The 24,967-nt window shown below is 69.0% G+C and carries 23 protein-coding genes; 12 read left to right on the top strand and 11 right to left on the bottom strand.

Annotated elements, in window-relative coordinates; genetic code table 11:
- Positions 1–36: 36 nt before the first annotated feature.
- From AC3WOH_RS19135 to AC3WOH_RS19110, 6 genes are all read right to left on the bottom strand, one after another.
- A complete protein-coding gene (locus AC3WOH_RS19135; protein ID WP_492230895.1) occupies positions 37–1,791 on the bottom strand; it encodes a tannase/feruloyl esterase family alpha/beta hydrolase in 1,755 nt (584 codons plus the stop codon).
- Between the two features lie 104 nt (positions 1,792–1,895).
- Positions 1,896–3,635 (bottom strand): acyl-CoA dehydrogenase family protein, encoded by a 1,740-nt coding sequence (locus tag AC3WOH_RS19130; protein ID WP_492230894.1) that lies wholly within the window; start codon positions 3,633–3,635, stop codon positions 1,896–1,898.
- Between the two features lie 103 nt (positions 3,636–3,738).
- Positions 3,739–4,731, bottom strand: a complete 993-nt coding sequence (locus AC3WOH_RS19125) for a Bug family tripartite tricarboxylate transporter substrate binding protein (RefSeq protein ID WP_492230893.1) — start codon at positions 4,729–4,731, stop codon at positions 3,739–3,741.
- Positions 4,732–4,784: 53 nt separating this feature from the next.
- The gene (locus tag AC3WOH_RS19120; RefSeq protein ID WP_492230892.1) at positions 4,785–5,570 is read right to left on the bottom strand and encodes an SDR family NAD(P)-dependent oxidoreductase; all 786 of its coding nucleotides are present in this window, start codon (positions 5,568–5,570) and stop codon (positions 4,785–4,787) included.
- 26 nt (positions 5,571–5,596) lie between these two features.
- Positions 5,597–7,474, bottom strand: coding sequence for a feruloyl-CoA synthase (locus AC3WOH_RS19115; protein WP_492230891.1), 1,878 nt, complete (start codon positions 7,472–7,474; stop codon positions 5,597–5,599).
- A 203-nt stretch (positions 7,475–7,677) separates the two neighbouring features.
- Positions 7,678–8,460 carry a crotonase/enoyl-CoA hydratase family protein gene (locus AC3WOH_RS19110; protein ID WP_492230890.1) on the bottom strand — a complete coding sequence of 261 codons (783 nt, stop codon included), beginning with the start codon at positions 8,458–8,460 and terminating at the stop codon, positions 7,678–7,680.
- Between the two features lie 158 nt (positions 8,461–8,618).
- On the opposite strand from AC3WOH_RS19110, the gene AC3WOH_RS19105 reads away from it, so the two are divergent.
- Positions 8,619–9,497, top strand: coding sequence for an amidohydrolase family protein (locus AC3WOH_RS19105; protein WP_184854987.1), 879 nt, complete (start codon positions 8,619–8,621; stop codon positions 9,495–9,497).
- Positions 9,498–9,509: 12 nt separating this feature from the next.
- On the opposite strand, the gene AC3WOH_RS19100 is transcribed toward AC3WOH_RS19105, so the two are convergent.
- Together AC3WOH_RS19100 and AC3WOH_RS19095 are read right to left on the bottom strand one after the other, a co-directional pair.
- The gene (locus AC3WOH_RS19100; RefSeq protein WP_492230889.1) at positions 9,510–9,977 is read right to left on the bottom strand and encodes a MarR family winged helix-turn-helix transcriptional regulator; all 468 of its coding nucleotides are present in this window, start codon (positions 9,975–9,977) and stop codon (positions 9,510–9,512) included.
- Positions 9,978–10,012: 35 nt separating this feature from the next.
- A complete protein-coding gene (locus tag AC3WOH_RS19095) occupies positions 10,013–11,548 on the bottom strand; it encodes a YifB family Mg chelatase-like AAA ATPase (protein ID WP_492230888.1) in 1,536 nt (511 codons plus the stop codon).
- A gap of 215 nt (positions 11,549–11,763) precedes the next feature.
- Here AC3WOH_RS19095 and AC3WOH_RS19090 point away from each other — a divergent pair, with 215 nt between their 5' ends.
- The 9 genes from AC3WOH_RS19090 (at position 11,764) to AC3WOH_RS19050 (ending at position 19,984) form a co-directional block, all read left to right on the top strand.
- Positions 11,764–12,474, top strand: a complete 711-nt coding sequence (locus AC3WOH_RS19090; RefSeq protein ID WP_492230887.1) for a TorF family putative porin — start codon at positions 11,764–11,766, stop codon at positions 12,472–12,474.
- A 45-nt stretch (positions 12,475–12,519) separates the two neighbouring features.
- Positions 12,520–12,858 carry a P-II family nitrogen regulator gene (gene glnK, locus AC3WOH_RS19085; RefSeq protein ID WP_007851823.1) on the top strand — a complete coding sequence of 113 codons (339 nt, stop codon included), beginning with the start codon at positions 12,520–12,522 and terminating at the stop codon, positions 12,856–12,858.
- A 35-nt stretch (positions 12,859–12,893) separates the two neighbouring features.
- Complete coding sequence (locus AC3WOH_RS19080) at positions 12,894–14,324, top strand: ammonium transporter (RefSeq protein ID WP_492230886.1); 1,431 nt, start codon at positions 12,894–12,896, stop codon at positions 14,322–14,324.
- A gap of 272 nt (positions 14,325–14,596) precedes the next feature.
- On the top strand, positions 14,597–15,721 hold the full coding sequence (glcE, locus tag AC3WOH_RS19075) for a glycolate oxidase subunit GlcE (protein ID WP_492230885.1): 1,125 nt from the start codon (positions 14,597–14,599) through the stop codon (positions 15,719–15,721).
- Between the two features lie 56 nt (positions 15,722–15,777).
- Positions 15,778–17,028, top strand: a complete 1,251-nt coding sequence (gene glcF, locus AC3WOH_RS19070) for a glycolate oxidase subunit GlcF (protein ID WP_492230884.1) — start codon at positions 15,778–15,780, stop codon at positions 17,026–17,028.
- Between the two features lie 66 nt (positions 17,029–17,094).
- Entirely contained in the window at positions 17,095–18,021 is a 927-nt protein-coding gene (locus AC3WOH_RS19065) for a ProQ/FINO family protein (RefSeq protein WP_492230883.1), read from the top strand.
- A gap of 197 nt (positions 18,022–18,218) precedes the next feature.
- Positions 18,219–18,683 carry a GyrI-like domain-containing protein gene (locus AC3WOH_RS19060; RefSeq protein ID WP_492230882.1) on the top strand — a complete coding sequence of 155 codons (465 nt, stop codon included), beginning with the start codon at positions 18,219–18,221 and terminating at the stop codon, positions 18,681–18,683.
- 12 nt (positions 18,684–18,695) lie between these two features.
- Positions 18,696–19,424, top strand: a complete 729-nt coding sequence (locus AC3WOH_RS19055) for a helix-turn-helix transcriptional regulator (RefSeq protein WP_492230881.1) — start codon at positions 18,696–18,698, stop codon at positions 19,422–19,424.
- Positions 19,421–19,984 (top strand): dihydrofolate reductase family protein, encoded by a 564-nt coding sequence (locus tag AC3WOH_RS19050; RefSeq protein ID WP_492230880.1) that lies wholly within the window; start codon positions 19,421–19,423, stop codon positions 19,982–19,984. The genes AC3WOH_RS19055 and AC3WOH_RS19050 overlap by 4 nt, the downstream gene beginning before the upstream one ends.
- Here the strand turns inward: AC3WOH_RS19050 and AC3WOH_RS19045 are convergent, their stop codons facing one another.
- Positions 19,985–20,923 (bottom strand): LytTR family DNA-binding domain-containing protein, encoded by a 939-nt coding sequence (locus tag AC3WOH_RS19045; RefSeq protein ID WP_492230879.1) that lies wholly within the window; start codon positions 20,921–20,923, stop codon positions 19,985–19,987.
- Positions 20,924–21,065: 142 nt separating this feature from the next.
- On the opposite strand from AC3WOH_RS19045, the gene AC3WOH_RS19040 reads away from it, so the two are divergent.
- Positions 21,066–22,289 (top strand): acyltransferase family protein, encoded by a 1,224-nt coding sequence (locus tag AC3WOH_RS19040; RefSeq protein ID WP_492230878.1) that lies wholly within the window; start codon positions 21,066–21,068, stop codon positions 22,287–22,289.
- Positions 22,290–22,338: 49 nt separating this feature from the next.
- The gene (locus tag AC3WOH_RS19035; RefSeq protein ID WP_492230877.1) at positions 22,339–22,779 is read left to right on the top strand and encodes a GNAT family N-acetyltransferase; all 441 of its coding nucleotides are present in this window, start codon (positions 22,339–22,341) and stop codon (positions 22,777–22,779) included.
- Positions 22,780–22,792: 13 nt separating this feature from the next.
- Here AC3WOH_RS19035 and AC3WOH_RS19030 read toward each other — a convergent pair whose 3' ends face one another.
- On the bottom strand, positions 22,793–23,278 hold the full coding sequence (locus tag AC3WOH_RS19030) for a glutathione peroxidase (RefSeq protein WP_492230876.1): 486 nt from the start codon (positions 23,276–23,278) through the stop codon (positions 22,793–22,795).
- Positions 23,279–23,572: 294 nt separating this feature from the next.
- Entirely contained in the window at positions 23,573–24,877 is a 1,305-nt protein-coding gene (lplT, locus tag AC3WOH_RS19025) for a lysophospholipid transporter LplT (protein WP_492230875.1), read from the bottom strand.
- Positions 24,878–24,967: the final 90 nt, after the last annotated feature.

Genomic DNA, 24,967 nt, shown 5'->3' with positions numbered 1-24,967 from the left:
CCGCTGTGACCGGGTGGCTACCCGGCAATCATCCGCTCACCTGCAACTGAAGCTGCTGGCGCTTTCCACATCGCCCGTGCCGTTGTAGCGCGCCACCTTGGGGTAGACGCACAGCGGGCGCGTGCGGTTGGCCGACCAACTGGCGGGCAGCTCCGCGTTCACCACGTTGGCCCCGGCGCCACGCGCCTGGGCCAGCACGGTGTCGGGGGCCTTGCCCTGTTCCACCCACTGCACCAGCGGGGCCAGCATGTCGAACTGGTCGGTGGCGGGGCCGCCCGAGCAGTGGTTCATGCTCGGCACCATGTACAGGCGGGCAAAGCTGGCCGCATTGCCCTGGTGGCTGGCCTGCAGGCGGTCCATCCAGTTCGCGGTGTCCACGGGCGAGAACACGCCATCGGCGATGCCGTGGTAGACCATCATCTTGGCGCCACGGTCCTTCAGGGTACCGAGGTCGGCCTCATTGGGCGGCGTCATGAAGGACCAGGGCGACTCGGGGTAGAGCGCGCTGGTGGCGAACATCTTCGGGTAGTCGGTCTCCATGCTGAACGCCAGGGCGTACTGCAGGCCCGTGGTCGCACTGAAGGCGGCCACCGTGGACGGGGGTGAGGTGAAGATGAAGGCCACGGCCCCGGCATCGCGCGTGGCGGGCGAGCCCAGGTGCCACTGCGCGAAGTTGGTGCCGCCCACACCCGGGTCGAACCAGGTGCCGGTGTACAGCGCCTCGCCCTTGCTGTTCTTGGGGCCGGCGAAGATGTCGGCCAGCACGGTCTTCTGCGCCGGGGTCAGGCAGCTGCCGTCGCGTGCGGCGCCCGGCGCGCAGCTGGGCACATCGGTCTGCAGGTTGAAGGCCGTCTGGCAGGCTGCCACATCGTTCACCTGGCCATCGGTCACGCCATCGAGCGCATCGCACTTGGCCAGGATGCGGCTGCCCAGCAGCCTGTACTCGGCCGCGGTCACCGAGGTGTTCAGATCGGGCTGGCCGTTCGCGTCGGGTGTGGAGACCTTGGCGTACTGCTGGGCCTTCCACAACTGGGCCGTGGCCGCCTTGGGCAGGTGAAAGCCCGGGTTGCCGGCCAGGATGCCGTCGTACTGGTCCGCATAGCGCGAAGCCGCCACCATGGCGTGGCGCCCGCCGTTGGAGCAGCCCGCGAAGTACGAGCGGTCCGGCGCCTTGCCGTAGGCGCTCTTGATCAGGTCCTTGGCCATGGGCGTAAGGCTGCCAACGGCGGTGTAGCCATAGTCCAGCCGGGCCTGCGGGTCCACGCCGAAGAAGGGCGTGGGTGCGCTGTGGCCCGCGTCGGAGCTGAGCACCGCGAAGCCCTGGCTCAAGGCCGGTGCCACGGGCGCACCGCCGCTGGTCGCGCCCAGGGCGGTGACCACGCTGCCGTCCAGGCCACCATTGGCCTGGTAGAGGAAGCGGCCGTTCCAGGCCACGGGCATGCGCATCTCGAAGCCGATGGCGTAGCTCGCGCCGTCGACCGCGCTGGTGCGCTGGTTCATCGCGCCCTTGACCAGGCAATGCGCCGGGATGGGGGTGTTCACGCCGGTGGCCTTGAGCTCGCCCTCCGCCACGGGCACGGCGGAGGTGATGCGCGTGTTGGGCAGTGCCAGCGTGGTGGCCAGGTTGGCGCAGGACTGCAGCGTGCCCGGCGATGCCGCCGACAGTTGCCGCAGCCCACCGTCCGATCCACCGCAGCCGGCGACCAGCAGTGCCGCCGCTGGCAGGGCCGCCCATGCCAGGGGGCGGCCCAGTCCGTGCAGCTTCCAGATACCCTCGTTCCTCTTCTTCATGGTGTTGTCTCCTCGTGTGTTGTCGCAAGGCGCAGGCAGGCAGACCCGCAGCGCAGCCTCGGAGCGCTGGGGTGGGGGAAAGCGGAAGCGGAAGGCGTGGACCGTCAGGCGGCAGCCATGGCGGGCGCGGTACGTCGGTGGACGTCGGCAGCGGCGGTGGACAGGCGCTGGCGGATGATGGCCAGGCGCATGTCGAATTCGGGCAGTACCCAGGTGGCAAAGGCCTCGGCCGGTTCGGCCCAGCGCGGGCCCTGGCTGGCAGGGGCGGCGGCGATGCGTGCCCAGGCCCATTCCAGCAGCACCAGGGCCACGGCGCGCAGGTAGTCGTCGGCCACCCAGTAGGGCAGTTCTGGCTCGGTAACCGCGGCGGCGGCCAGTGCGCGCGTGGTGTCGGCCAGGGCATTGCGCCGGGCGTTGGCGGCGTCGCCCTGCGGCAGGCCATGGCGCAGCGAGGCGAGCAGGGCGCACAGGCCCTGGCCCCCATCGGCCAGCACCTTGCGCACCAGCAGGTCGATGGCCTGGATCTCGTTGGTGCCCTCGTAGATCATGGCCACGCGCGCATCGCGCACCACCTGCTCGATGCCCCATTCGCGCACATAGCCATGGCCGCCGAAGACCTGCAGGCAGGCGCTCGCGCCGTGGAAGGCCTGGTCGGTCAGCGCGGCCTTGAGCACGGGCGTGACCAGCGCGCACCAGCGCTGGGCCGCGGCGCGCTCGGTGGCGTCGGCATGGTGGTGCGCCAGGTCGAGCTGCAGGGCCGTGTGGTAGGCCAGCACGCGCCCGCCATCGATCCAGGCGCGCTGCGTGGTCAGGATGCGGCGCATGGCCGGGTGTTCGGCAATCGGGTCGGGGCCAGGGGATGCAGCGCGGCCTGCGGCCTTGGGCGCCCTCATCTGGCGGCGCTCCTGTGCATAGGCGCTGGCCTTTTGCCAGGCGGCTTCCAGCAGCCCCAGCCCCTGCAGGCCCACGTGCAGGCGCGCGGCATTCATCATCACGAACATCGCGGCCAGGCCCTGGTGGGGCTGGCCCACCCGCCAGCCCGTGGCATCGTCGAAGCGCATCACGCAGGTGGGGCTGCCGTGCAGGCCCATCTTTTCCTCGATGCGCTCGCACACCACGGCATTGCGCCCGCCGTCTGGTAGTACCTTGGGCACGAGGAACAGCGACAGCCCCTTGGGGCCGGCCGGCGCATCGGGCAGGCGCGCCAGCACCAGGTGCACGATGTTGTCGGTCAGGTCGTGCTCGCCGCCGGAGATGAAGATCTTGCTGCCGTCCATGCGCACGCTGCCATCGGCCTGCGGCACGCCGCGCGTGCGCACCAGGCCCAGGTCGCTGCCCGCATGGGCCTCGGTCAGGCACATGGTGGCCAGCCACTCGCCACTGGCGATTTTCGGCAGGTACTGAGCCTTCAGGGCTTCGCTGCCATGGTGGCGCAGGCATTCGTAGGCGCCGTGCAGCAGACCGGGCGCCATGGTCCAGCCATGGTTGGCGCCGGCCAGCCATTCATAGAGCACGCATTCGAGCACCGCGGGCAGGCCCTGGCCACCATCCTCGGGTGCACAGGCCAGAGAAGGCCAGCCCGCCTGCCAGAAGTCCTGGTAGGCCGCGCGGAACCCAGCGGGCGTGGTGACGGTGCCCGCATCGAAGCGGCAACCTTCTTCATCGCCACGGCGCTGAAGCGGAGCGATGGCACTGTCGACAAACTTCGCGGCCTCGTCCAACACCTGCGCCGCCAGCCCGCCATCGGTGTCGGCAAACGGCGCCAGCGCCTGCCACTGCGCAGGGGCCTGCAGCACCTCGCTCAGCAGGTGCTGGATATCGGCCAGGGTCTGGTGTGCTTGCATGGTCGTTGCGCGGTGGGCTGGCGTGGAAGGGCAAGGGGCATTGACGGCAGGACGCCGCCCCGCAACCGGCTGGGCCGGTCCACGGCAGCGCCCGCTCCGCAGATCAGGACTCGGCCGTGAACCCGATCTGCTTGACCAGCGGGCCCCAGCGCTCAAACTCGGCTTTCTGGTCGGCCAGCATCTCCTGCGCCGTGCTGCCATGGGCCACCAGGCCGACGACGCCCAGCGCGTCGATCACGGTCTTGTCCTTCAGTGCGCCGGTGATGGCCGCATTGGCACTGGCCAGCGTGGCGGCGGGCGTCTTGGCCGGGGCGTAGAAGCCGAACCATTCTTCGGAGGTCACGTCGGGATAGCCCAGCTCGATGAAGGTGGGCACATCGGGCAGGTAGGGCGAGCGCTTCTTGCCCGAGGTGGCCAGCACGCGCACGCGGCCGGTCTTCATGTACTGCAGGTAGTCGCCGCTGGGATTCATGGCAGCAGCGATCTGGCCGCCCACCAGGTCGGTGATGCTGGGCACGGTGCCGCGGTAGGGCACGTGCTTGAGCTCTACCCCCGAGCGGATGCCCAGCAGCGCACCCAGCAGGTGGGGCATGGAGCCCGCGCCGGGGGAGCCGTAGCTGGCCTTCTCCGGATTGGCCTTGGCCCAGGCCAGGAAGTCCTTGAGCGTCTTCACCTCGGCCGGCACGCCCGGGCCCACAGCCAGGCCGTGGTGCATGATCGCGCCGATGGAGACGGGCACCACGTCCTCGGGCTTGTAGCTGAGCTTGGGGTAGATGTGCGGGTACACCGACAGGGCCGAGACCGGTGCCAGCGTGAGCACCGAGCCGTCGGCGGGGGCGTTCTTCAGCGTTTCCACCGCAATGCGGCCACCGGCGCCCGGCTTGTTCTCGACGAAGCCCGGGTTCTTGCTGTACGCCGTGCCGCCCAGCTTTTCGGCCACGCGCCGGGCCACGCTGTCGCCCGCGCTGCCGGCTGGAAAGCCGTACATGATCTTGACCTGGTCCAGCGCCTGCGCGAAGGCGGACAGGGGGTAGAGCGCACCGAGCGCGGCAGCGCTGCCCAGGGTTTGCAAAAGGTGGCGTCGTGTCGTCGTCATGCTTGTCTCCGGTATAGGTATGGTGTGTTGACGGGGCAGGGAACAGGAAGGGGCTATCTGGGCGCCATGCGCAGCGCGCCATCGAGCCGGATCACCTCGCCGTTGAGGTGGCCGTTGGTCACGATGTGGGCCGCCAGTTCGGCGAACTCTTCGGGCTTGCCCAGGCGCGGCGGGAAGGGGATGCTGGCCGCCAGCGACTGCTGCACGGCCTCGGGCAACTCCTTCATGAGCGGGGTGGCGAACAGGCCGGGTGCCACCGTGCACACGCGGATGCCGTGCTGCGCCAGGTCGCGTGCCATGGGCAGCGTCATGCCCACCAGGCCGCCCTTGGAGGCGCTGTAGGCCTGCTGGCCCACCTGACCGTCGAAGGCCGCCACCGAGGCCGTGAACACCATCACACCGCGCTCGCCGTTGTCGAGCGGCGCCAGTTTGGCGCAGGCCGCGGCGAACAGCCGGCTGATGTTGTAGCTGCCGATCAGGTTGATGCCCACCACGCGGGCGAAGTCTTCGAGCGGCGCGGCACTGCCGTCGCGCTGCACCACGCGCTTGGCGCTGCCGATGCCGGCCACGTTCATGAGGATGCGCGCCGGGCCCAGGGCCGCTTCGGCCTGGGCCAGGGCCGCCACCACGCTGTCGGTCTGGGTGATGTCGCAGGCGCAGGCCACGGCCGTGCCGGTGCCGTGCTGCGCGTTGATGCTCTCGGCCACCTGGATGGCCAGCGCGGTGTTCACGTCGAGCACCGCAACCTTGGCGCCCAGGCGCGCCAGTTCGCGCGCGGTGGCCTCGCCCAGGCCCGATGCGGCGCCGGTGACGAGGGCGGTCTGTCCTTGGATCTGCATGGAATATGTCCTTTGGGTGGTGCGCTTCAGGCGGCGGGGACGAGGGTCCCGGGCGCGGTGCCGTCGTGCAGGGCCTGCACCAGGGCATCGCGGTGCTTGAGCACGGCGCGCTGGTTGATGGAGCCCTTGTCGGTGATCTCGCCCTTGTCGAGCGAGGGTGGCTCGGCCATCAGCAGTGCGCGGGCCACGCGGCTGGCACTGCCCGTGGATTCGCGTGCCAGGTGGTCGATGACGGCCTGGATGCGCTGGCGCACGCCGGTGCTGGCGATGACCTCGGACCAGGAGGCGTCGGCCGGCAGGCCGCTCACTTCGCGGCAGGCGGGGCTGAGGAACAGCAGGGCACCCACCTCCTTCTGGTTCAGGCCGGTGAGCACCGCATCCTGGATGTAGGGGGCGCCGGCCACGACGATCTTGGCGCGCATGGGGCCCACGCTCACGAAGGTGCCGGTGGAGAGCTTGAAGTCCTCGGCGATGCGGCCATCGAAGCGCAGGCCGCGGTGGATGTCCTGCTCGTCGATCCACTGCACGGCGTCGCCCGTGCACAGATAACCCTCGTCGTCGAAGGCCTCGCGTGTGGCGGCGTCCGAGCGCCAGTAGCCCGGCGTCACATTGGGGCCGCGGTAGCGCACCTCGGTCTTGCCATCCACGTCGACCAGCTTGAGCACCATGCCCGGCACGGGCGCACCGATGTGGCCCGAGCGCACGTCGGGGCTGTTGCAGAACATGGCCGAGGGGGCCGACTCGGTCATTCCGAGGCCGGTGGACATCACGATGCGTTCGCCGATCTCGGCCTCCTGCGTGGCGTGCAGGCTGTCCCAGATGGGCTGGGCCAGGCCCGCGCCGGAGTAGAAGAACATGCGCACGCGCGACAGCAGCTGGCGGCGCAGCGCAGCGTCGGTCTTCATCGCCTCGGCGATCATCTCGAAGCCGGTGGGCACGTTGAAGTACACGGTGGGCGCGATCTCGCGCAGGTTGCGCAGGGTCTCGGCTATCAGGGCCGCGGTGGGCTTGCCGTCGTCGATGTAGAGCGTGCCGCCATGCTGCAGCGTGAGGCCGAAGTTGTGGTTGCTGCCGAAGGTGTGGTTCCAGGGCAGCCAGTCCACCAGCACCGGCGGGGCTTCGGCCAGCACCGGCAGCGACAGCGTGATCTGCTGCAGGTTGGCGCACCACATGCGCTGGGTGTTGACCACCGGCTTGGGCATCTTGGTGGAGCCGCTGGTGAACAGGAACTTCACGATGGTGCCCGGCCCGGTGGCGTGCATGGCCGCATCCACGGCAGGCGTGGCCACGGTATTGCGCAGGCTCTGGAAGGTGGTGGCCGCACGGCCCTCGATGGCACCCTGGGCCAGCACGACCTCCACGTCCGCTGCCACGGTGGCCGTGATGGCGCGGCCAAAGCGTGCGCCATCGGCCGCGAACACCAGGCCCGGCGTCAGCGTGTCCAGCACATGGCGCAGCTTGTCGTAGTCCTGGCTCACCGTGGCATAGGCCGGCGAGACCGGGCAGTAGGGCACGCCGGCATAGATGCAACCCAGCGCCATCAGCGCATGCTCCAGGCTGTTCTCGCTGAGCACGACCACCGGGCGCTCGGCGGAAAGGCCCCGGTCCAGCAGGGCCTGGCCGATGCTGCGCGCGGCGTCCAGTGCCTGCGCGTAGGTCACGTGCTGCCAGTCGCCGGTGCTGCCATCGGCGTGCTGCACACGGCGCGCGAGGAAGCTGCGCTCGGGCTCCGCCTCGGCCCAGTGCACCAGGTAGTCCGTGACCCGGCGCGCATAGGCGCCCAGGGGCAGGTCGGCCTGCAGGTAGCGCACGCCGGGTGCCCCCTCGCGCACGCTGACGCGGGTGACGCCGAAGGGCACGGGGCGGTAGCGGGGCGGGGCCAGGGGAGTGGAGAGGTCGCTCATGGGTCGATGTCCATCAGATGCGTGAGAGATGCGCGGTGGGGTAGAAGGTGTGAATGGATTCGACGTGTCCGAGCAGGCCGTCAAAACGCGTGTGATCTAGGCGCAAAGCGCAGCCATAGCTCGGGCTATGGCGAGCATTTGCAACGACGAGCGCGCGTGTTTTGGCGGGATGAGCGGGCATGGCGGATTCGTTCGCACCTTCTCTAGTCCTTGCGGACCTTGGCGGCGCGGCCTTCCAGGAAGTCCGCCAGGCGCGACTTGGCCTCGGGCGCGCTCTGGGCGATCGCGGCCATCATGGCCTCGGTGAGGAAGCCCTGGTCCGCGGGCTGCTCGGCGATGCGCGGCAGGGCGTGCATCAGCGCGTAGTTGGTCAACGGTGCGTTCTGCGCCACGCGGGCGGCCAGCTCCAGTGCCTTGGCGAAGGCCTGGCCCTCGGGTACCAGGTACTGGGCGAAGCCGGCCCTCTCGCCGTCCTGCGCGTTGTAGACGCGGCCGGTGAGCATCATGTCCGTCATGCGCGCCGCGCCGATCAGCTTGGGGATGCGCACGGCTCCGCCGCCGCCCACGAAGATGCCGCGCGAGCCCTCGGGCAGCGCGTAGAAGGTGGACTCGTCGGCCACGCGGATGTGGCAGGCGCTGGCCAGCTCCAGCCCGCCGCCCACCACGGCGCCATGCAGCGCGGCGATCACGGGCACGGGGCCGTACTGCACGCGCTCGAGCGCGGCATGCCACATGCGCGAGTGGTACAGGCCCTGGCCCGCGTCGCGCTCCTTGAGCTCGGACAGGTCCAGGCCGGCGCAGAAGTGCGGGCCTTCACCGTCGATGACTGCGGCGCGCACGCCGGCGGGCATCTTCTCGAACAGGTCGCGCAGGGCCAGGATCAGGCCGTCGTTCAGGGCATTGCGTTTGGCGCTGCGCGTCAGGCGGATGACGGCGATCTCCTTCTCGTCACCGGAGAGCTCGAAATGGATGTCTGGATGGGTCATGGTGGCTTTCGTAATGGGTGGATTGTGGTTATAGTTAATAACCAATTCAAGCAATCCAAGCCGGTTTTTCATCAGTAGTTACCCTTGATCTGCGTCATGTGCGCTGATGCATGCTGAAGGGCGGCGCCGTGAAAGCCCGGTCACCATAGGAGACACATATGGACCACGAGAACCTGATCGCCATCGACATCCACACCCATGCCGAGGTGAGCTGCTGGAACCCGTTCGACAACTACGGCGAGGAGTACGACCGCGCCGCCGACAAGTACTTCAAGAACGGCCGCCGGCCCACCATCGCCGAGACCGTGGCCTACTACCGCGAACAGAAGATCGGCCTGGTGATGTTCACCGTGGATGCCGAGTCCAAGATGGGCCGCCGGCGCATCCCCAACGAGGAGATTGCCGAGGCCGCCAAGGCCAACAGCGACATGATGATGGCCTTCGCCAGCATCGACCCGCACAAGGGCAAGATGGGGGCGCGCGAGGCGCGCCGCCTGATCGAGGAGCACGGTGTCAAGGGCTTCAAGTTCCACCCCACGGTGCAGGGCTACCACCCCTACGACCAGATGGCCTGGCCGATCTACGAGGTGATCGCCGAGTACGGCATGCCTGCCATCTTCCACACCGGCCACAGCGGCATCGGCAGCGGCATGCGCTGCGGCGGCGGCCTGCGCCTGGAGTACAGCAACCCCATGCACCTGGACGATGTGGCCATCGACTTCCCCGACATGCAGATCGTCATGGCGCACCCGAGCTTCCCCTGGCAGGACGAGGCGCTGTCGGTCGCCACGCACAAGCCCAATGTCTGGATCGACCTGTCGGGCTGGAGCCCCAAGTACTTTCCCAAGCAGCTGGTGCAGTACGCCAACACCTTGCTCAAGGACCGGATCCTGTTCGGCAGCGACTACCCGCTGATCACTCCTGAGCGCTGGATGAAGGATTTCCAGGACGCCGGCTTCAAGCCCGAGGTGATGCCCGGCATCCTCAAGGGCAATGCGGTGCGCCTGCTGGGGCTGGACAAGCCGGCGAAGGCCTGAGCCGCGAGAGGATCAGTCGTAGACCTTCTGCAGCAGGCGGATCAGCGTCTTGCGCTCGGTCGCCGTGAGGCGCGACGTGGCGTCGACCTCCAGCTGCGCTGCGGTCTGCTCGGCCTGGCCGCACAGGTCTTCACCGGCCGGGGTCAGGTGCAGGCCCATGGCGCGCCCGTCGCTCGGGTGCGGGCGGCGCTCGATCAGGCCGCGCCGGTCCAGCGCGGCGATCAGGCCCACCAGGTTGGGGGGCAGCACGCCCAGCGTGGCGCACAGCTGGCGCGAGGTGATGCCGGGGTTGTGCGCCACCAGCGAGAGCACCGAGAAATCCACCACCTTGAGCCCATAGACCGCCATGCGCTCCATGAACACCTCGATGATGGACAACGACGCGCGGCGTGCGTTGTAGCCCACCAGCGTGCGCAGATAGCTGTTGTCGACCACGTCGGTGGCAGTGGGTGCAAGGGTGGGGGAGGAAGCGCTGGCCATGGGTGATGCTGCAGGATGTGGGGAGACTATAGCGTTCAGGCTGGACTGCGCAGCACGCGCCGGTATTGCACTGCCTCGGCGACATGTCCGACAGCGGTGGCATCCGCACCCGCAAGGTCGGCAATGGTGCGCGCCACCTTGAGCGCGCGGTGCGTGCTGCGCGCCGACCAGCCCAGGCGCGCAGCAGCCGTGTTGAGGAACTTGGCGGCCGCATCCTCCAGGTGCAGGTGGGCATCGATCTCCTGGCCTTGCAGCGCCTGGTTGGTCTTGCCCTGGCGCTCCAGGGCCCGGGCGCGGGCCTGTACCACGCGCGCGCGGATCGCGGCACTGGACTCGCCGGGCGGCGCCTTGAGCAATTGCTCCGAAGGCACGGCGGGCACCTCCACATGCAGGTCGATGCGGTCCAGCAGCGGTCCGCTGAGCTTGCCCTGGTAGCGCGCGATCTGGTCGGGCGTGCAGCGGCAGGCGCGCTGGGTGGAGCCGAGAAAGCCGCAAGGGCAGGGGTTCATGGCCGCGACCATCTGGAACCGGGCCGGGTAGTCGGCACGCTGTGCGGCGCGCGCGATGGCGATGTGGCCGGTTTCCAGCGGTTCACGCAACGCCTCCAAGGCGGCCCTCGGGAACTCCGGGAGCTCATCCAAAAAAAGAATTCCATGGTGGGCCAGAGAAATCTCTCCGGGGCGCGGTGGCGAGCCACCCCCCACCAGCGCCACGGCGCTGGCCGTATGGTGGGGCTGACCCGTGGGCCGCAGGCCCCAGCGCTCGGGGCTGAAGCGTCCCGCCAGGCTGGAAATGGCCGCGCTCTCCAGGGCCTCTTGCACCGTCATGGGCGGCAGCAAGCCGGCAAAGCGCAGCGCCAGCATGGACTTGCCCGAGCCGGGCGGGCCGGCCATCAGCACGCTGTGGCCGCCGGCCGCGGCAATCTCCAGCGCGCGCTTGGCCATCGCCTGGCCTTTCACGTCGGCCATGTCGGGCCCTTGCTGCGAGGCCAGCATGGGCGTGGGCTGCAGGCGCGTGAAGCCTTCGCCATCCCCCTCGGGCACGGGGGTGCCGGGCGGCAGGAAGGCGCCCACCACGTCGAGCAGGTGGCGCGCACGCACCACCTGGGCCTCGGGCACCAGGGCGGCCTCTTCGGCGCTGCCGGGCGGCAGCACCAGTTGCACGGTGATCTGCTGCGCCTGCAAGGCCAGGCTGGTGGCCAGCGCCCCGCGCACCGGGCGCAACTCGCCCGAGAGCGACAGCTCCCCGGCGAACTCATGGCCCGCCAGCCGGCTGCCATCGATCTGCCCGCTGGCCGCGAGAATGCCCAGGGCGATGGGCAGGTCAAAGCGGCCCGAATCCTTGGGCAGGTCGGCCGGGGCCAGGTTCACGGTGATGCGCTTGTTGTGGGGGAATTCGAGCCCGGCGTTCTGCAGCGCCGAGCGCACGCGCTCGCGGGCCTCCTTGACCTCCACCTCGGCCAGCCCCACCAGGGTGAAGCTGGGCAGGCCATTGGCCAGGTGCACTTCAACGGTGACGGCCGGTGCCCGCAGCCCCAGAAGGGCGCGGCTTTGCACCAAAGCAAGACTCATGGATGACTTTCTCCCCAGATGGGTGCGTTTTATGGTGCGCTGGCGTGAAATGCTTCACGATCGCACCATGGTGGTGCGTGCCTGCAATCCCCTCAACCCTCACTTTAATAGGGAATCCCCATCTGCCCCGATCGCGGGCGGATTGCCTGCCGGTGGCGCATGGCACGGTCCATGCTTAAAGCGCTTGTCCCTACTTTGTCCAACCCGGAGGAAACATGACCCGCGCATCCATCAAGTTCCTGGGCGCTGCCCTTGTCGCAACCCTGCCTCTGCTGGCCAGCGCCCAGCTGACGGGCAACGTCAGCCTGACCACCAACTACAAGTTCCGTGGCCAGGACCAGGATGCCTCCAAGGTCAAGGCCGTCAAGCCCGCCATCCAGGGCGGCTTCGACTACGCCTTCGGCGAATCGGGCTTCTACGTCGGCAACTGGAACTCCAGCGTCGACTGGCTGCCTCGCAACTCCATCGAGTCCGATGTCTACGGCGGCTACAAGTTCAAGGCCGGCTCGGTCGACCTGGACGTGGGCCTCCTGACCTACATCTACCCCGGCAACAGCAACGGCAACACCACCGAAGTCTATGGCGCCGCCACCTTCGGCCCCGTGACCGCCAAGTACTCGCACACCCTGTCCAAGGACTACTTCGCCTACGCCGGCCCCGGCTTCAAGGGCCGCAACACCGGCTATCTGAACCTGGCCTTCGCGCAGGAAGTGGCGCCCAAGATCACCGTCAAGGCATCGGTGGGCTACACGCGCTTCGGTGGCGACATCGTGGCCCCCAACTACATCGACTACAGCGTGGGCGGTGCCTATGACTTCGGCTCGGGCCTGTCGCTGGGCGCGGCCGTGGTGGGCGCCAACAAGAAGGACTACTTCGGCCCTGTCAACAAGTCGCGCGTGATCGTCACGCTGACCAAAACCCTGTAAATCTTTTGGGGGCGCGCTGTGCGCCCCTTCCCGGAGGAACCAAAAATGAAAATGGTGACAGCCATCATCAAACCCTTCAAGCTCGACGAGGTGCGTGAAGCCCTGTCGGACATCGGGGTTCAGGGGATCACGGTGACCGAGGTCAAGGGCTTCGGGCGCCAGAAGGGCCATACCGAGTTGTACCGCGGCGCAGAGTACGTGGTCGACTTCCTGCCCAAGGTCAAGATCGAAGCCGCCGTGGCCGATGAACTGGTGGACCGCGTGATCGAGGCCATCGAGGCCGCGGCACGCACCGGCAAGATCGGCGACGGCAAGATTTTCGTGACGCACCTCGAGCAGGTGGTGCGCATCCGCACCGGCGAAACCGGCAAGGAAGCCCTCTAAAAGGCACGCCGCATCACACACAAGAGAAAAGAGCCATGAAAAAACTGCTTGCTTCCTTCATCCTGGGGTTGAGCCTGCTGTCCGTTGGTGGACTGTCGCTGGCCCAGGCCCCCGCCGCTGACGCGGCGGCATCGGCACCGGCCGAAGCCGCACCAGCCGCTGCTGCTGCACCTGCCGCAGCAGCCCCTGCTGCCGCGCCCGCTGCCGCTGCCTCCGAAGCCGCTCCGGCTGCCCCCGTTCCCAAGGTCGATTCCGGCGACACCGCCTGGATGCTGACCTCCACGCTGCTGGTCATCCTGATGACCATCCCCGGCCTGGCACTGTTCTACGGTGGCCTGGGTCGCTCCAAGAACATGCTGTCCGTGCTGATGCAGGTCTTCGTGGTCTTCTCGCTGATCTCGCTGCTGTGGGCCATCTACGGCTACAGCCTGGCTTTCTCGGGTGAAGGCAAGTTCTTCGGCGGGCTGGACAAGATCTTCCTCAAGGGCGTGACGCAGGAGACCTTCGGTGCCCTGATCACCATCCCCGAGTACGTGTTCGTGGCCTTCCAGGGCACGTTCGCAGCCATCACCGTGGCGCTGATCGTCGGCTCCTTCGCCGAGCGCATCAAGTTCTCCGCCGTGCTGATCTTCTCGGTGCTGTGGTTCACCTTCAGCTACGTGCCCATGGCCCACATCGTGTGGGGCGGCGGCCTGCTGGGCGCTGACGGCGCGCTGGACTTCGCCGGCGGCACCGTGGTGCACATCAACGCCGGTATCGCCGGTCTGGTGGGCGCCTACATGGTGGGCAAGCGCATCGGCTTCGGCAAGGAAGCCCTGACGCCCCACAGCCTGACGCTGACCATGGTGGGTGCCTCGCTGCTGTGGGTGGGCTGGTTCGGCTTCAACGCCGGCTCCGCCGGTGCCGCCAACGCCGGTGCCGGCCTGGCCTTCGTGAACACCGTGCTGGCCACCGCTGCCGCCACGCTGAGCTGGATCGCCGGTGAAGCACTGCACAAGGGCAAGGCCTCGATGCTGGGCGCTGCCTCGGGTGCCGTCGCTGGCCTGGTGGCCGTGACGCCTGCTGCCGGCTTCGTGGGCCCCATGGGTTCCATCGTGCTGGGCCTGATCGCCGGCATCGTCTGCCTGTGGGGTGTGGGTGGCTTGAAGCGCATGCTCAACGTGGACGATGCGTTCGACGTGTTCGGCGTGCACGGCGTGGGCGGTATCCTGGGCGCCATCCTGACTGGCGTGTTTGCCTCCAAGGGCCTGGGTGGCACGGGTGGCCTGACGCCCGACACCTTCGCCATGGGCGCTCAAGTGTGGATCCAGGTCAAGAGCGTGCTGTTCACCATCGTGTGGTCCGGCGTCGTGGCCTTCATCTCCTACAAGATCGCTGACCTGCTGGTGGGCCTGCGTGTCTCGGAAGAAGCCGAACGCGAAGGTCTGGACATCACGTCCCACGGCGAAACGGCCTACAACCGTTGATGAGCGTGAGAATGGGATAGGCCGCAGGCTGCGGTGTCTGGTGGTGCCGCAGCCCGGCCTCTCCCGAGTTGTTGAGTTTGGTTTTCTGCGAGAGTCTCCTCGGAATCCTCCACGGATCCCTTGGCCCGCCTTCCGGCGGGCTTCTTTTTGACCAACCCGCCTGCTGGCGGGTTTTTCATGGCCGCGCGGCACGGGGCCATCGCCGTTCTCACGCCGGCCGTTCAAAAAATTCACGGCCACGGCCAAGGCCCGGGCGGGGTGCAGCCGCTACGATGCACGGCATGGATTCCGCCCTTGCCCAGATCACCGAACGCGTGCGCGCCGCCGCGGCCGACCAGACCCCCTTGCGCATCCGCGGCGGGGGTAGCAAGGACTTCCATGGCCTGGCCCTGCATGGCGAGGTGCTGGATACCCGGGTGCTCACGGGCATCGTCGACTACGAGCCGAGCGAGCTCGTGGTCACCGTGCGCAGCGGCACGCCGCTGGCCGAGCTGGAAGCCGCCCTGGCCGCAAAAGGGCAGTGCCTGCCGTTCGAACCCCCGCACTTCGGCACTCCAGCCCAGGCCGGCACGGTCGGCGGCATGGTCGCGGCCGGCCTTTCGGGCCCGGCCCGCGCCAGTGTGGGCGCGGTGCGCGACTACCTGCTGGGCGTGGTGCTGCTCAACGGCCAGGCCGAACTGTTGACCTTCGGCGGCCAGGTCATGAAGAACGTGGCGGGCTATGACGTACCGCGCCTCATGGCGGGCTCCTGGGGCACGCTGGGCCTGCTCACCGAGGTCAGCCTCAAGGTGCTGCCCATGGTGCCCTCCGAGGCCACGCTGCGGTTTGAATGCGGGCAGGACGAGGCGCTGCGCCGGCTGCATGCCTGGGGCGGCCAGCCCCTGCCCCTCAACGCCAGCCGCTGGGAGGCTGGCGCGGATGGTGGCGTGCTGTACCTGCGCCTGCGTGGCGCCGTGGCCGCGGTCGAGGCGGCCTGCCGCAGCCTGGGGGGCGAGCGCCTGGACCCTGCCATGGCCGCTGCCCAGTGGGCGGCATGCCGCGATCAGGTGCTGCCCTGGTTTGCCGCGCGCCGGCCCGACCAGGCCCTGTGGCGCCTGTCCCTGCCCGCCACCGCGCCCGTGCTGGCGCTGCCCGAGGCCGCCCAGGCCCTGGTGGAATGGCATGGGGCCTTGCGCTGGGTGCTGGCGCCCGAAGCTGCCGGCGATGCGCTGCGCGAAGCGGCCCGGTCCGCGGGCGGCAGCGCCGCGGTGTTCCGCGCACCCGCGGCGCGCGAGCCCGGGGGCGCAGGGCATGCACCGCTGCCTTCCCGGGCGCTGGAGCAGATCCATGCGCGCCTCAAGCACAGCTTCGATCCGGCAGGCATCTTCAATCCCGGGCGCATGGCGGCAGGCTGGTAGGGCCGCGCCGCTCTGCCGGCCACAGCCGACACCCCTTCAACTGCCAGGCATGCACCATGCAAACCCAACTCTCCCCTGAATACCGCGCCCGCGCCGATGGCCAGCAGGCCGAGGCCATCCTGCGCAAGTGTGTTCACTGTGGCTTCTGCACGGCCACCTGCCCCACCTACCAGTTGCTGGGCGACGAACTCGATGGCCCGCGCGGTCGCATCTACCTGATCAAGCAGGTGCTCGAAGGCCAGGCGCCCACGCGTGCCACCCAGATGCACCTGGACCGCTGCCTGACCTGCCGCAACTGCGAGAGCACCTGCCCGAGCGGCGTGCAGTACGGCCACCTGGTGGACATCGGCCGCAAGATCGTGGACGAGAAGGTGCCGCGCCCTGCCGGCGAAAAGGCCCTGCGCTGGGCGCTCAAGGAAGGGCTGCCCTCGCCGCTGTTCGCCCCCGCGATGAAGGCCGGCCAGATGGTTCGCGGCCTGCTGCCCGCGGCGCTCAAGGCCAAGGTGCCCGCTGCGCGCGATGCGGGCGCCTGGCCCACCCGCGAACACGCGCGCAAGGTGCTCATGCTGGCCGGCTGCGTGCAGCCCGCGATGATGCCCGGCATCAACACCGCCACGGCGCGCGTGCTCGATGCCGCGGGCATCCAGACCTTGGTGGCGCCCAAGGCCGGCTGCTGCGGCGCGGTCAAGTTCCACCTCAACGACCAGGAGGGCGGCAAGGCCCAGATGCGCGCCAACATCGACGCCTGGTGGCCGCTGGTGGAGGCGGGCGGGGTGGAATGCATCGTCATGAATGCCTCGGGCTGCGGCGTCACCGTCAAGGAGTACGGCCATATCCTGCAGGACGATGCGCAGTATGCGGCCAAGGCGGCGCGCATCAGTGAACTCACGCGCGACCTGTCCGAGCTGCTGCCGGACCTGCTGCCCGAACTGGCCGAGCGGCTGGCCGGGCGCGTCCAACCACAGGCTGGGGTGCAGTATGCCTACCACCCGCCCTGCACGCTGCAGCATGGGCAGAAGCTGCGCGGCGGGGTCGAGACGCACCTCGCCAAGCTGGGCTTCACGCTGCGCGTGGCGCGCAACGAGTCGCACCTGTGCTGCGGCTCGGCCGGCACCTATTCGGTGCTCAACCCCGGTCTGTCCTACCAGTTGCGCGACCGCAAGCTCGGCGCCTTGGGTGAGGCCTTGGGCGAGCAGCCGCCCACGGCCATCCTCTCGGCCAACATCGGCTGCATCACGCACCTGCAAAGCGGCACGGCCACGCCCGTGCGCCACTGGATCGAGGTGCTGGATGAGGCTTTGGCCTGATTTTTAGGCTTTCCAGCCCAAGGCTGGCATGATTGAGGGTTTTCTTGCCCCCTTCCTCGCTACGCCATGACCGACAACGTGCCAGAACAAGAACAGAAGATCGCCGCGCCCGCCGCCGCTGCCTCCACGGCGGACCAGGCCGCATCGCCTGCCCCCGCCGTGGCCCCGGCTGGAGCCGAGGGCGGGGATTCGCCAGCCCAGGCGCCTGCCGGCAAGGGCCGGCGCAGCCGCGGGGGCCGTGGCGGTCGCGGTGGCAAGCCCGATGGCGGCAGCCAGCGCCCGCGTGACGCCATTGCGCCCGAGGTGAAGGGGGCCGCCGCGGCCCCTGCCGGCGCCCAGCGCACGCCACCGCGCACCCACCCTGTGCTGGAGCAACTGGCCGGCCTGTACCCACAGCTCTTCGGCGCAGTGTTCCGCCCGCTCAAGCGCGGCATCTTCCAGGACCTGCAGGCGGCCCACCCCGAGCTGTTCGAGCGCGAAGCGCTCAAGGCAGCCCTGGGCATCCACACCCGTTCCACCCGCTACCTGCAGAGCGTGGCCGCGGGCGACAAGCGCCACGACCTCGCCGGCAAGCCGGTGGAAGCCATGGCGCCCGAGCATGTGCACCATGCCCTGCTGGAGGTCTACCGCCGCCGCAAGAACAGCAAGGCGCGCGCCGGCGAAGACCTGCTGCCCAAGCTGCGCAACCGCCTGGTCCAGGCCTTCGAGGCCTCGGGCCTGACGCGCGAGGCCTACACCGAGCTGGTCACCGGCCGCGACGACGAGGCCAATGCCCTGCTCGAAGAGGCGTTTGCCGAATGGGCCGCGCGCAACGCCCGTGACGAAGCCCTGCTGCGCGCGTTCGAGGCCAGCGGCCAGACCCTGGAGGCTTTCGCCGACATGTACGGCATGGCCGCGCGAGCGGCCGGCCAGACGCTGGAGCGCGCACGCCGTTATCGCAGCGTGGTGGCCGCGGCTGCCACCGCTGCAGCGACCACCGCCCCTGCGGCCTGAGCCGCTGCACAGGCTTACTTCCCCCGGGGTGGGCTGCTGACAAGGCCTTGGCAGCAGCCCGGCCTTCGGGCGGGTTGGCGGCCTCTCTTTCCTCTGGTTGCAATTTGCCGCGCGCCGCGCCATCCTGCTGACACAGGGTTGTCAGCAGGGGGCCGGCACCATCACGGCTCCTGACAAACCAAGAGAGAGAGAACCGCATGCCACCCGTTTCTGAAAAGATTCCTGCCTTCCGCGTTGCCGGCATTGCCGTGCGCACCCGCAACAGCGACGAGATGAGCCCCGAGACCGCGCGCATCGGCGGTCTGTGGGACCGCTTCTTCAGCGAAAGCTGGGAGCACAAGCTGCCCAAGCCAGGCGCCGACGGCCGCATCTTCGGCGTCTACAGCGCCTACGAATCCAACGAGCATGGTGCCTTTGATGTCACGGCCGGCGTGGACGCGCCCACGGGCGCAGAGATCGTGGGCGGTGCCACCACGGTGGAAATCGAGGCGGGCGACTACCTGGTCTTCCACGGCCAAGGCACCATGCCGCAGATGGTGATCGATGCCTGGGGCCAAGTGTGGCGCTACTTTGCCGAGAACCCGCAGATCAAGCGCCGCTTCGCCACGGACTTCGAGGCCTATCCCGGCCCCGACCGCGTGGCCATCCATATCGGCATCTGATCTCCCCATCCCATGCGCCGCGCCGACCGCCTGTTCCAGATCGTCCAGCTCATCCGTGGGCGGCGCCTGTCCACCGCCGCCTTCCTGGCCGAGCGGCTGGAGGTGTCCCAACGCACCATCTACCGCGACGTGGCCGACCTGCAGCACCAGGGCGTGCCCATCGAGGGCGAGGCCGGTGTGGGCTACCGCCTGGGCGCAGGCTTTGATCTGCCGCCGCTGATGTTCAGCCAGGGCGAGGCGAATGCCCTGGTGGCGGCCGCGCGGCTGGCCCAGGCCTGGCTCGATGCCGGGCTGGCACGCGAGGTCGAAGGGGCGCTGGGCAAGATCCTCTCGGTGCTGCCACCCGAGGCACGCGTGGCGGCCGAGGCGCAGGCGCTCTATGCCCCTTCCGTGGGCCTGGGGCCGCGCTCCCAGGCCACCCTGCAGGCTTTGCGCGAGGCCGTGCACAGCCGCCATGTGGTGCAGATCGACTATGCCGACGTGCAGGGCCGGCCCTCGGTGCGCCGCCTGCGACCGTTGGGCTGCTTCTATTGGGGCAAGGTCTGGACCCTGTCGGCCTGGTGCGAGCTGCGCAACGATTTCCGCGGCTTTCGCATCGACCGCATCGCGGAACTCACGGTGCTGCCCGAACAGTTCCGCCAGGAACCCGGCAAGACCCTGGCCGACATGCTGCGCCAGGTCGAGGCCGAGGACGCCTGGCGGCCCACCCCCATGGGCGACGAAGCCGCCCCCTGCGCATGACCGAGATCACCTACTACGTCGCCGCCACGCTCGATGGCTTCATTGCCGGGCAGCAGGGCGAACTCGACTGGCTGCACCCTTTCGAGCAGGCCGGTACCGACTATGGGCTGGCCGACTTCATGGCCACGGTGGATGGCCTGGCCATGGGGCGCAGCACCTATGAGGTGACGCGGTCGTTTGGCGACTGGCCGTATGGTGAACGGCCGGCCTGGGTGCTCAGCCGCCAGCTGGCGCCCGCGCAGGGGGCACTGCCCTCCTGCGTGCGCTGGGGCGCCGCGCAACCCCGCGACCTGGTGGCGCAATGGTCCGGTCTGGGGCTCCGGCATGTCTGGCTGGTGGGCGGTGGCCAGGTGGCGGGGCAGTTCCTGCAGGCGGGCCTGGTGGACCACCTGATGCTGGCCACCATTCCGGTCACCCTGGGCGCCGGCCTGCCCCTGTGGGGTGCGCAGCAGCCGATGCCGCCGCAGCGCTGGGCGTTGCGTACGCACCAGGCCTACCCCAACGGTGTGCTGACCCAGCATTTTCAGCGTGTGGGTGATGCGCTAACCCCCGGGCGCTGATCAGCCAGGCGTGGTGCCGGACGGATCTGTGAGCGCGCTACGGTAGCGCCGGCTGCAGGGCACGGTGCTGCCATCCCGCATCACCAGGCGCGCATCGCCGCTGTCCAAGGGCTCGATCTCGGCCACGGCGTCCAGGTTCACGGCATAGCTGCGGTGCACGCGCACAAAGCGCGCCGGGTCCAGCTGGATGAGAAAGTCCGTGAGGGTCGAACGCACCAGGTAGTCGTGCCCGTTGACGTGCAGTCCCACGTAGTTGGCCTCGGCCTGCAGCCAGGCGATGTCGTTGGCGGCGATCAGGAACTCGCGGCGCAGCTTGCGCACCAGAAAGCGCTCGGGCCGCGGTACCTGGGCAGGCGGGAGGGACGGCTCTGCGGATTCCACGGCTGGGGTGGCGGGCATCTCCTGCAGGGGCGAGGGCTCGGGCGCGTCCAGCACCCGGGCCTCGCCCTGCAGGCGCAGCAGCACGAAGCGGTAGCTCACCAGGGCGCACACGATGAGTGCATAGGTGCGCACGTCCTTGAGGTACTCGTAGCCCCACTGCGCCCACCAGGGGCCGTTCAGCCGGTATTCGGCGCCCAGCGCGGCGTAGGCGGTATGCCGCAGCGCGATCATGGCCGCCAGGTGAACGGTGCAATACACCAGGCTGGCCAGCACATGCCAGGGCAGGTGGCGGCGCAGCGTGTCCCAGTGCAGGGGAACGCGGCGCTCCAAGGCCACGATGGCAGGGATCAGCAGGCCCACCACCAGCACGCTGGACAGCTCCCACAGCGCCGGCTCCCAAGCGGCCACCGGCCGGCCCGCGGAACGCAGGTCGATCAGGGTCACCACGCTGTTGAAGGCCGCCTGCACCAGCAGCACCGTGGCCCAGAAGCCGATTTCGGCGCGGCGGCGCAGCGGGCGGTAGCGCTCGGGCCAGGGCAGGGTGGGCGGGGACGACATGCCGCCAGTGTAGGCAAGGGCCTGGATCGGGTGGGAACACGGGCCCGATCTTCGTCCCTGCCGGCCACCGCCCATCCCAAAGTGCATGGGTCCCCGTCCCGCAGGGGGCAGGGCACAGGCCGTGCGGCGCGAGCATGGGGGCATGACCGATCCCCACCACCTTCCCTCTGCGGCCCCGCGCCGCCATGACATCGATGCCTTGCGCGCGTTCGCCTTCGCCCTGGTCATCGTCTACCACGTGGCCATGTACTACGTGGCCGACTGGCACTGGCACCTCAAGAGCCCGCATGCGGCCGAGTGGCTGCAGGCGCCCATGCGGGCGCTCAATCTCTGGCGCATGGACCTGGTGTTCCTGGTCTCCGGGCTGGCGTTCGGACTGGTGCGCGGCCGCAAGGCCGTGCCGGGGCTGATCCGGCTGCGCAGCTGGCGCCTGCTGTTGCCGCTGGCGTTCGGCATGGCGGTGGTGGTGCCCTACCAGCCCTATGCCCAGGGCGTTGCCAACGGTCTGATCGCTCCCGGCTTCGGGGCCTTTCTGCTCCGCTATTTCAGCGGCGGCGGCGGCGGCGGCTGGCCGGCCGGCGCCTTCGATGGCTGGGAGGTGGGCGTGACCTGGAACCACCTGTGGTACCTGGCCTACCTGTGGGCCTACACGGTGGTGCTGGCGCTGCTGTTGCCCTGTCTGGAGTCGGCCTGGGGGCAGCGGCTGCGCGCAGCCTTCACCGGGTTGCGGGGCGGCGCATTGTTCCTGCTGCCCGTGCTGCCCCTGGTGCTGTACTCGCTGCTGTTGTGGCGCCACTTCCCGCCCACGCACGATCTGGTCCACGATGCCTGGCTGCATGCGGTGTACTTCACGCTGTTCCTGTACGGGTACTGGATGGGGCTCGACGCCGGCCTGTGGGCCGAGCTGGTGCGTCTGCGCTGGCGCAGCCTGGCGGGGGCGCTGCTCCTGCTGGCGCTGTTCGTGCTCCTGCGCGGGCCTGCCGTGCAGAACGGCGGCTGGCTGGCACGCACCGCCGTGCGGGTGCTGGCCGACCTGTACCTGTGGGGCATGCTGCTGGCCCTCCTGGGCTGGGCCCACCACCGGCTCAACCGGCCCTGGCGCTGGCTGCCCTGGGCGCGCGAGGCCGTCTACCCCTGGTATGTGCTGCACCAGACAGCCACCATCGTGCTCGCGGTCGCCCTGGCGCGCTGGCCATTGGGTCCGGTGCTGGAACCGCTCGCCTTGCTGGCCGGCACGGTGCTGCTGTGCTGGGCACTGACGGGAGTGGTGCGGCGCTCGCGCTGGCTGCGGCCGCTGTTCGGCCTGCCGCCGATCGGGGCGGCACAGGCCAAGGCGGCGCCTGGAGGGATACTGGCGGTTCGCTGAATGAGACGACGACGCCATGGAGACTGCTGCATTCCCCTTGCCTGGGCCGATGCCCCTGCGCCCCGCAGGGAGGGACGATGCCTCTGCACTGGCCGCGCTGTGGCGGCATGCCTGGGCCTCGGCCAACCCTGCGGTGGCCGAGCTCGCGCCGCTGGCGCATTGGCAGGAGCGGGTGCAGGCGGAGTTCGGGCCGCCGTGCCTCACCCTGGTGGGCGAGTGGCATGGGCGCGCCGTTGCGTTTCTGGTGCTGGATGTGGGGGCTGGCTATCTGCACCAGCTTTTCGTGGCGCCCGAACTGCAAGGGCAGGGCATCGGCGCAGCCTTGGTGGACCGGGTCTGCGCGCTGTGCCCGGCGGGCTGGTCGCTGCACGTGGCCAGCGGCAACCTGGGCGCACGCCGCTTCTATGCGCGCTGCGGCCTGCAGGAAGGCGCACACGACCGCAACCCTGTCACAGGCCGCGAGCGCGTGCTCTGCCGCTGGCAGGGGTAGGTAGGCGGCCGGATCAGGCCAGCGCGGCCTCGATATCGCCCGCGAGCTTCTTGGGTGCATCCTGCGGGGCATAGCGGCGGATCACCTGGCCGTCCTTGCCCACCAGGAATTTGGTGAAATTCCACTTGATGGCCTTGCTGCCCAAAAGGCCTGGCGCCTCGGCGGTGAGCCACTTGTACAGCGGAGAGGCGTCGGCGCCGTTGACGTCGATCTTGGCCATCATCGGAAAGCTCACGCCATAGTTGAGTTGGCAGAAGCTCGCGATCTCGTCGTTGCTGCCCGGGTCCTGGCTGCCGAACTGGTTGCATGGAAAACCCAGCACCACCAGGCCCTTGCCGCCGTACTCCTTGTGCAGCTCTTCCAGCCCCCCGAACTGCGGCGTGAACCCGCAGGCACTGGCCGTGTTCACGATGAGCAGCACCTTGCCCCGGTACTGCGAGAGCGGCACGCTCTGCCCATTCATCTGCAGGGCTTCGAAATCGTAGATGGTCTCGGGCATCGGGGCTCCTCGGTGGATGAAGGAGCCATGGTAGCCGCTGCGTGGCTTGTCTGCCTGCATCGATGTCACAGGGCTTTACTGGAGGCGCAATCTATGCAGATGCGCGGCCCAAGCCAGCGCCGCCGTGCAAGGGCCGCCCCGCCGCACGGGTGGCGTCCCCTCCCGCATCGCGCAGCGATACGGGGGAGGGGGCTGAGTGCCGCGGCTCCAAGCCTGCCTGCGCAGGCTTGGACGGCAACGAAGAGCGGCCGCCTCTGGCGGACGCACCGAGGCGCGCAGCGCCTCAGGGGGAGCCTAGTGGTGCGCATCCTGCCGCGCAATGTGCAGCAGGTGCTCGACCTCTTCGCGGTGGGTCACGCAGTTGTTCTGGTGCCAGCGGCGGATGATCCACATGATGCCGGCGACCACCAGGCCGAAGATGGTGATGGCGCCGAAGACCGACAGGCCGAACTTGAGCGACAGGCTGTAGAACGCGCCCAGCGCCAGGATGCAGGCCTGTTCGTTGAAGTTCTGCACGGCGATGGAGCGGCCGGCGCCCATGAGGTTGTGGCCCCGGTGCTGCAGCAAGGCATTCATGGGCACGACCAGGTAGCCGCCCAGCCCGCCCAGCAGGATGAGGAAGGGAATGGCCAGCCAGATGTTCTTGATGAACACCATCAGGATCAGCAGCAGGCCCATCGCGATGCCCAGCGGGATGACCCGGGTGGCCATGTCCAGCCGCATGCGCATGGACGCCACCACGGCGCCCACCGCGGTGCCGATGGCCACCACCCCTGTGAGCGCCGAGGCCTGTGTGGTGTTGTAGCCCAGGGCCACGCCGGCCCAGGCCAGCACGATGAACTTGAGGTTGCCGCCCGCACCCCAGAACAGGGTGGTGGTGGCCAGCGAAATCTGGCCCAGCTTGTCGCGCCACAGGCGGTTGTTGCAGGCCCAGAAGTCGGGCAGCAGCGCCAGGGTATTGGCCAGGATGCTGCGCGAGGGGTCGGCGCGCATGGGGCGCATTTCCACGCCGGTGTGCGGAATGCGGGTGTTGAACCAGGCCGCCAGCACGTAGATCGCGATCAATCCGGCGATGGCCGCCTCGGCGGGCGTGTCCACGCCGGTGTCGATCACCGGGAAATCGAAGCTCAGCATCATGCCCGAGATGCTGTGCCCCACGAGCTGGCCACCGAGCAGCACACCGAGGATGATGGAGGCGATGGTCAGCCCCTCGATCCAGCCATTGGCCTTGACCAGCTGGGAGGCCGGCAGCAGTTCGGTGAGGATGCCGTATTTGGCGGGCGAGTAGGCCGCTGCGCCCAGGCCCACCACCGCGTAGGCGATCAGCGGGTGTGAGCCAAAGAGCATCATCAGGCAGCCCAGTACCTTGATGGCATTGCTCACGAACATCACCCGCCCTTTGGGCAGGGCGTCGGCGAAGGCCCCCACGAAGGGCGCCAGCACCACGTAGAACAGCGCGAACATGGGCACCAGCGCGGCGCGCTGCCATTCGGGCGCACCTTCGGAACGAAGGAGTTCGACCGCTGCCACGAAAAGTGCGTTGTCGGCCAGCGAGCTGAAAAACTGCGCCGACATGATGGTGTAGAAACCGCGCTTCATCGAATGGCTGGTGCTGCATCAGGCGAACTGATGCCCTGTTAAATATGGGGAGCCGGGTGGCCGACAGATGGTTATATCACGTGGGTAAAC

The organism is Acidovorax sp. FW305-C-20-28, from assembly GCF_058783375.1.
Note: the sequence above shows the minus strand (reverse complement) of the source record. Positions and strands in the feature narration are given on the sequence as shown.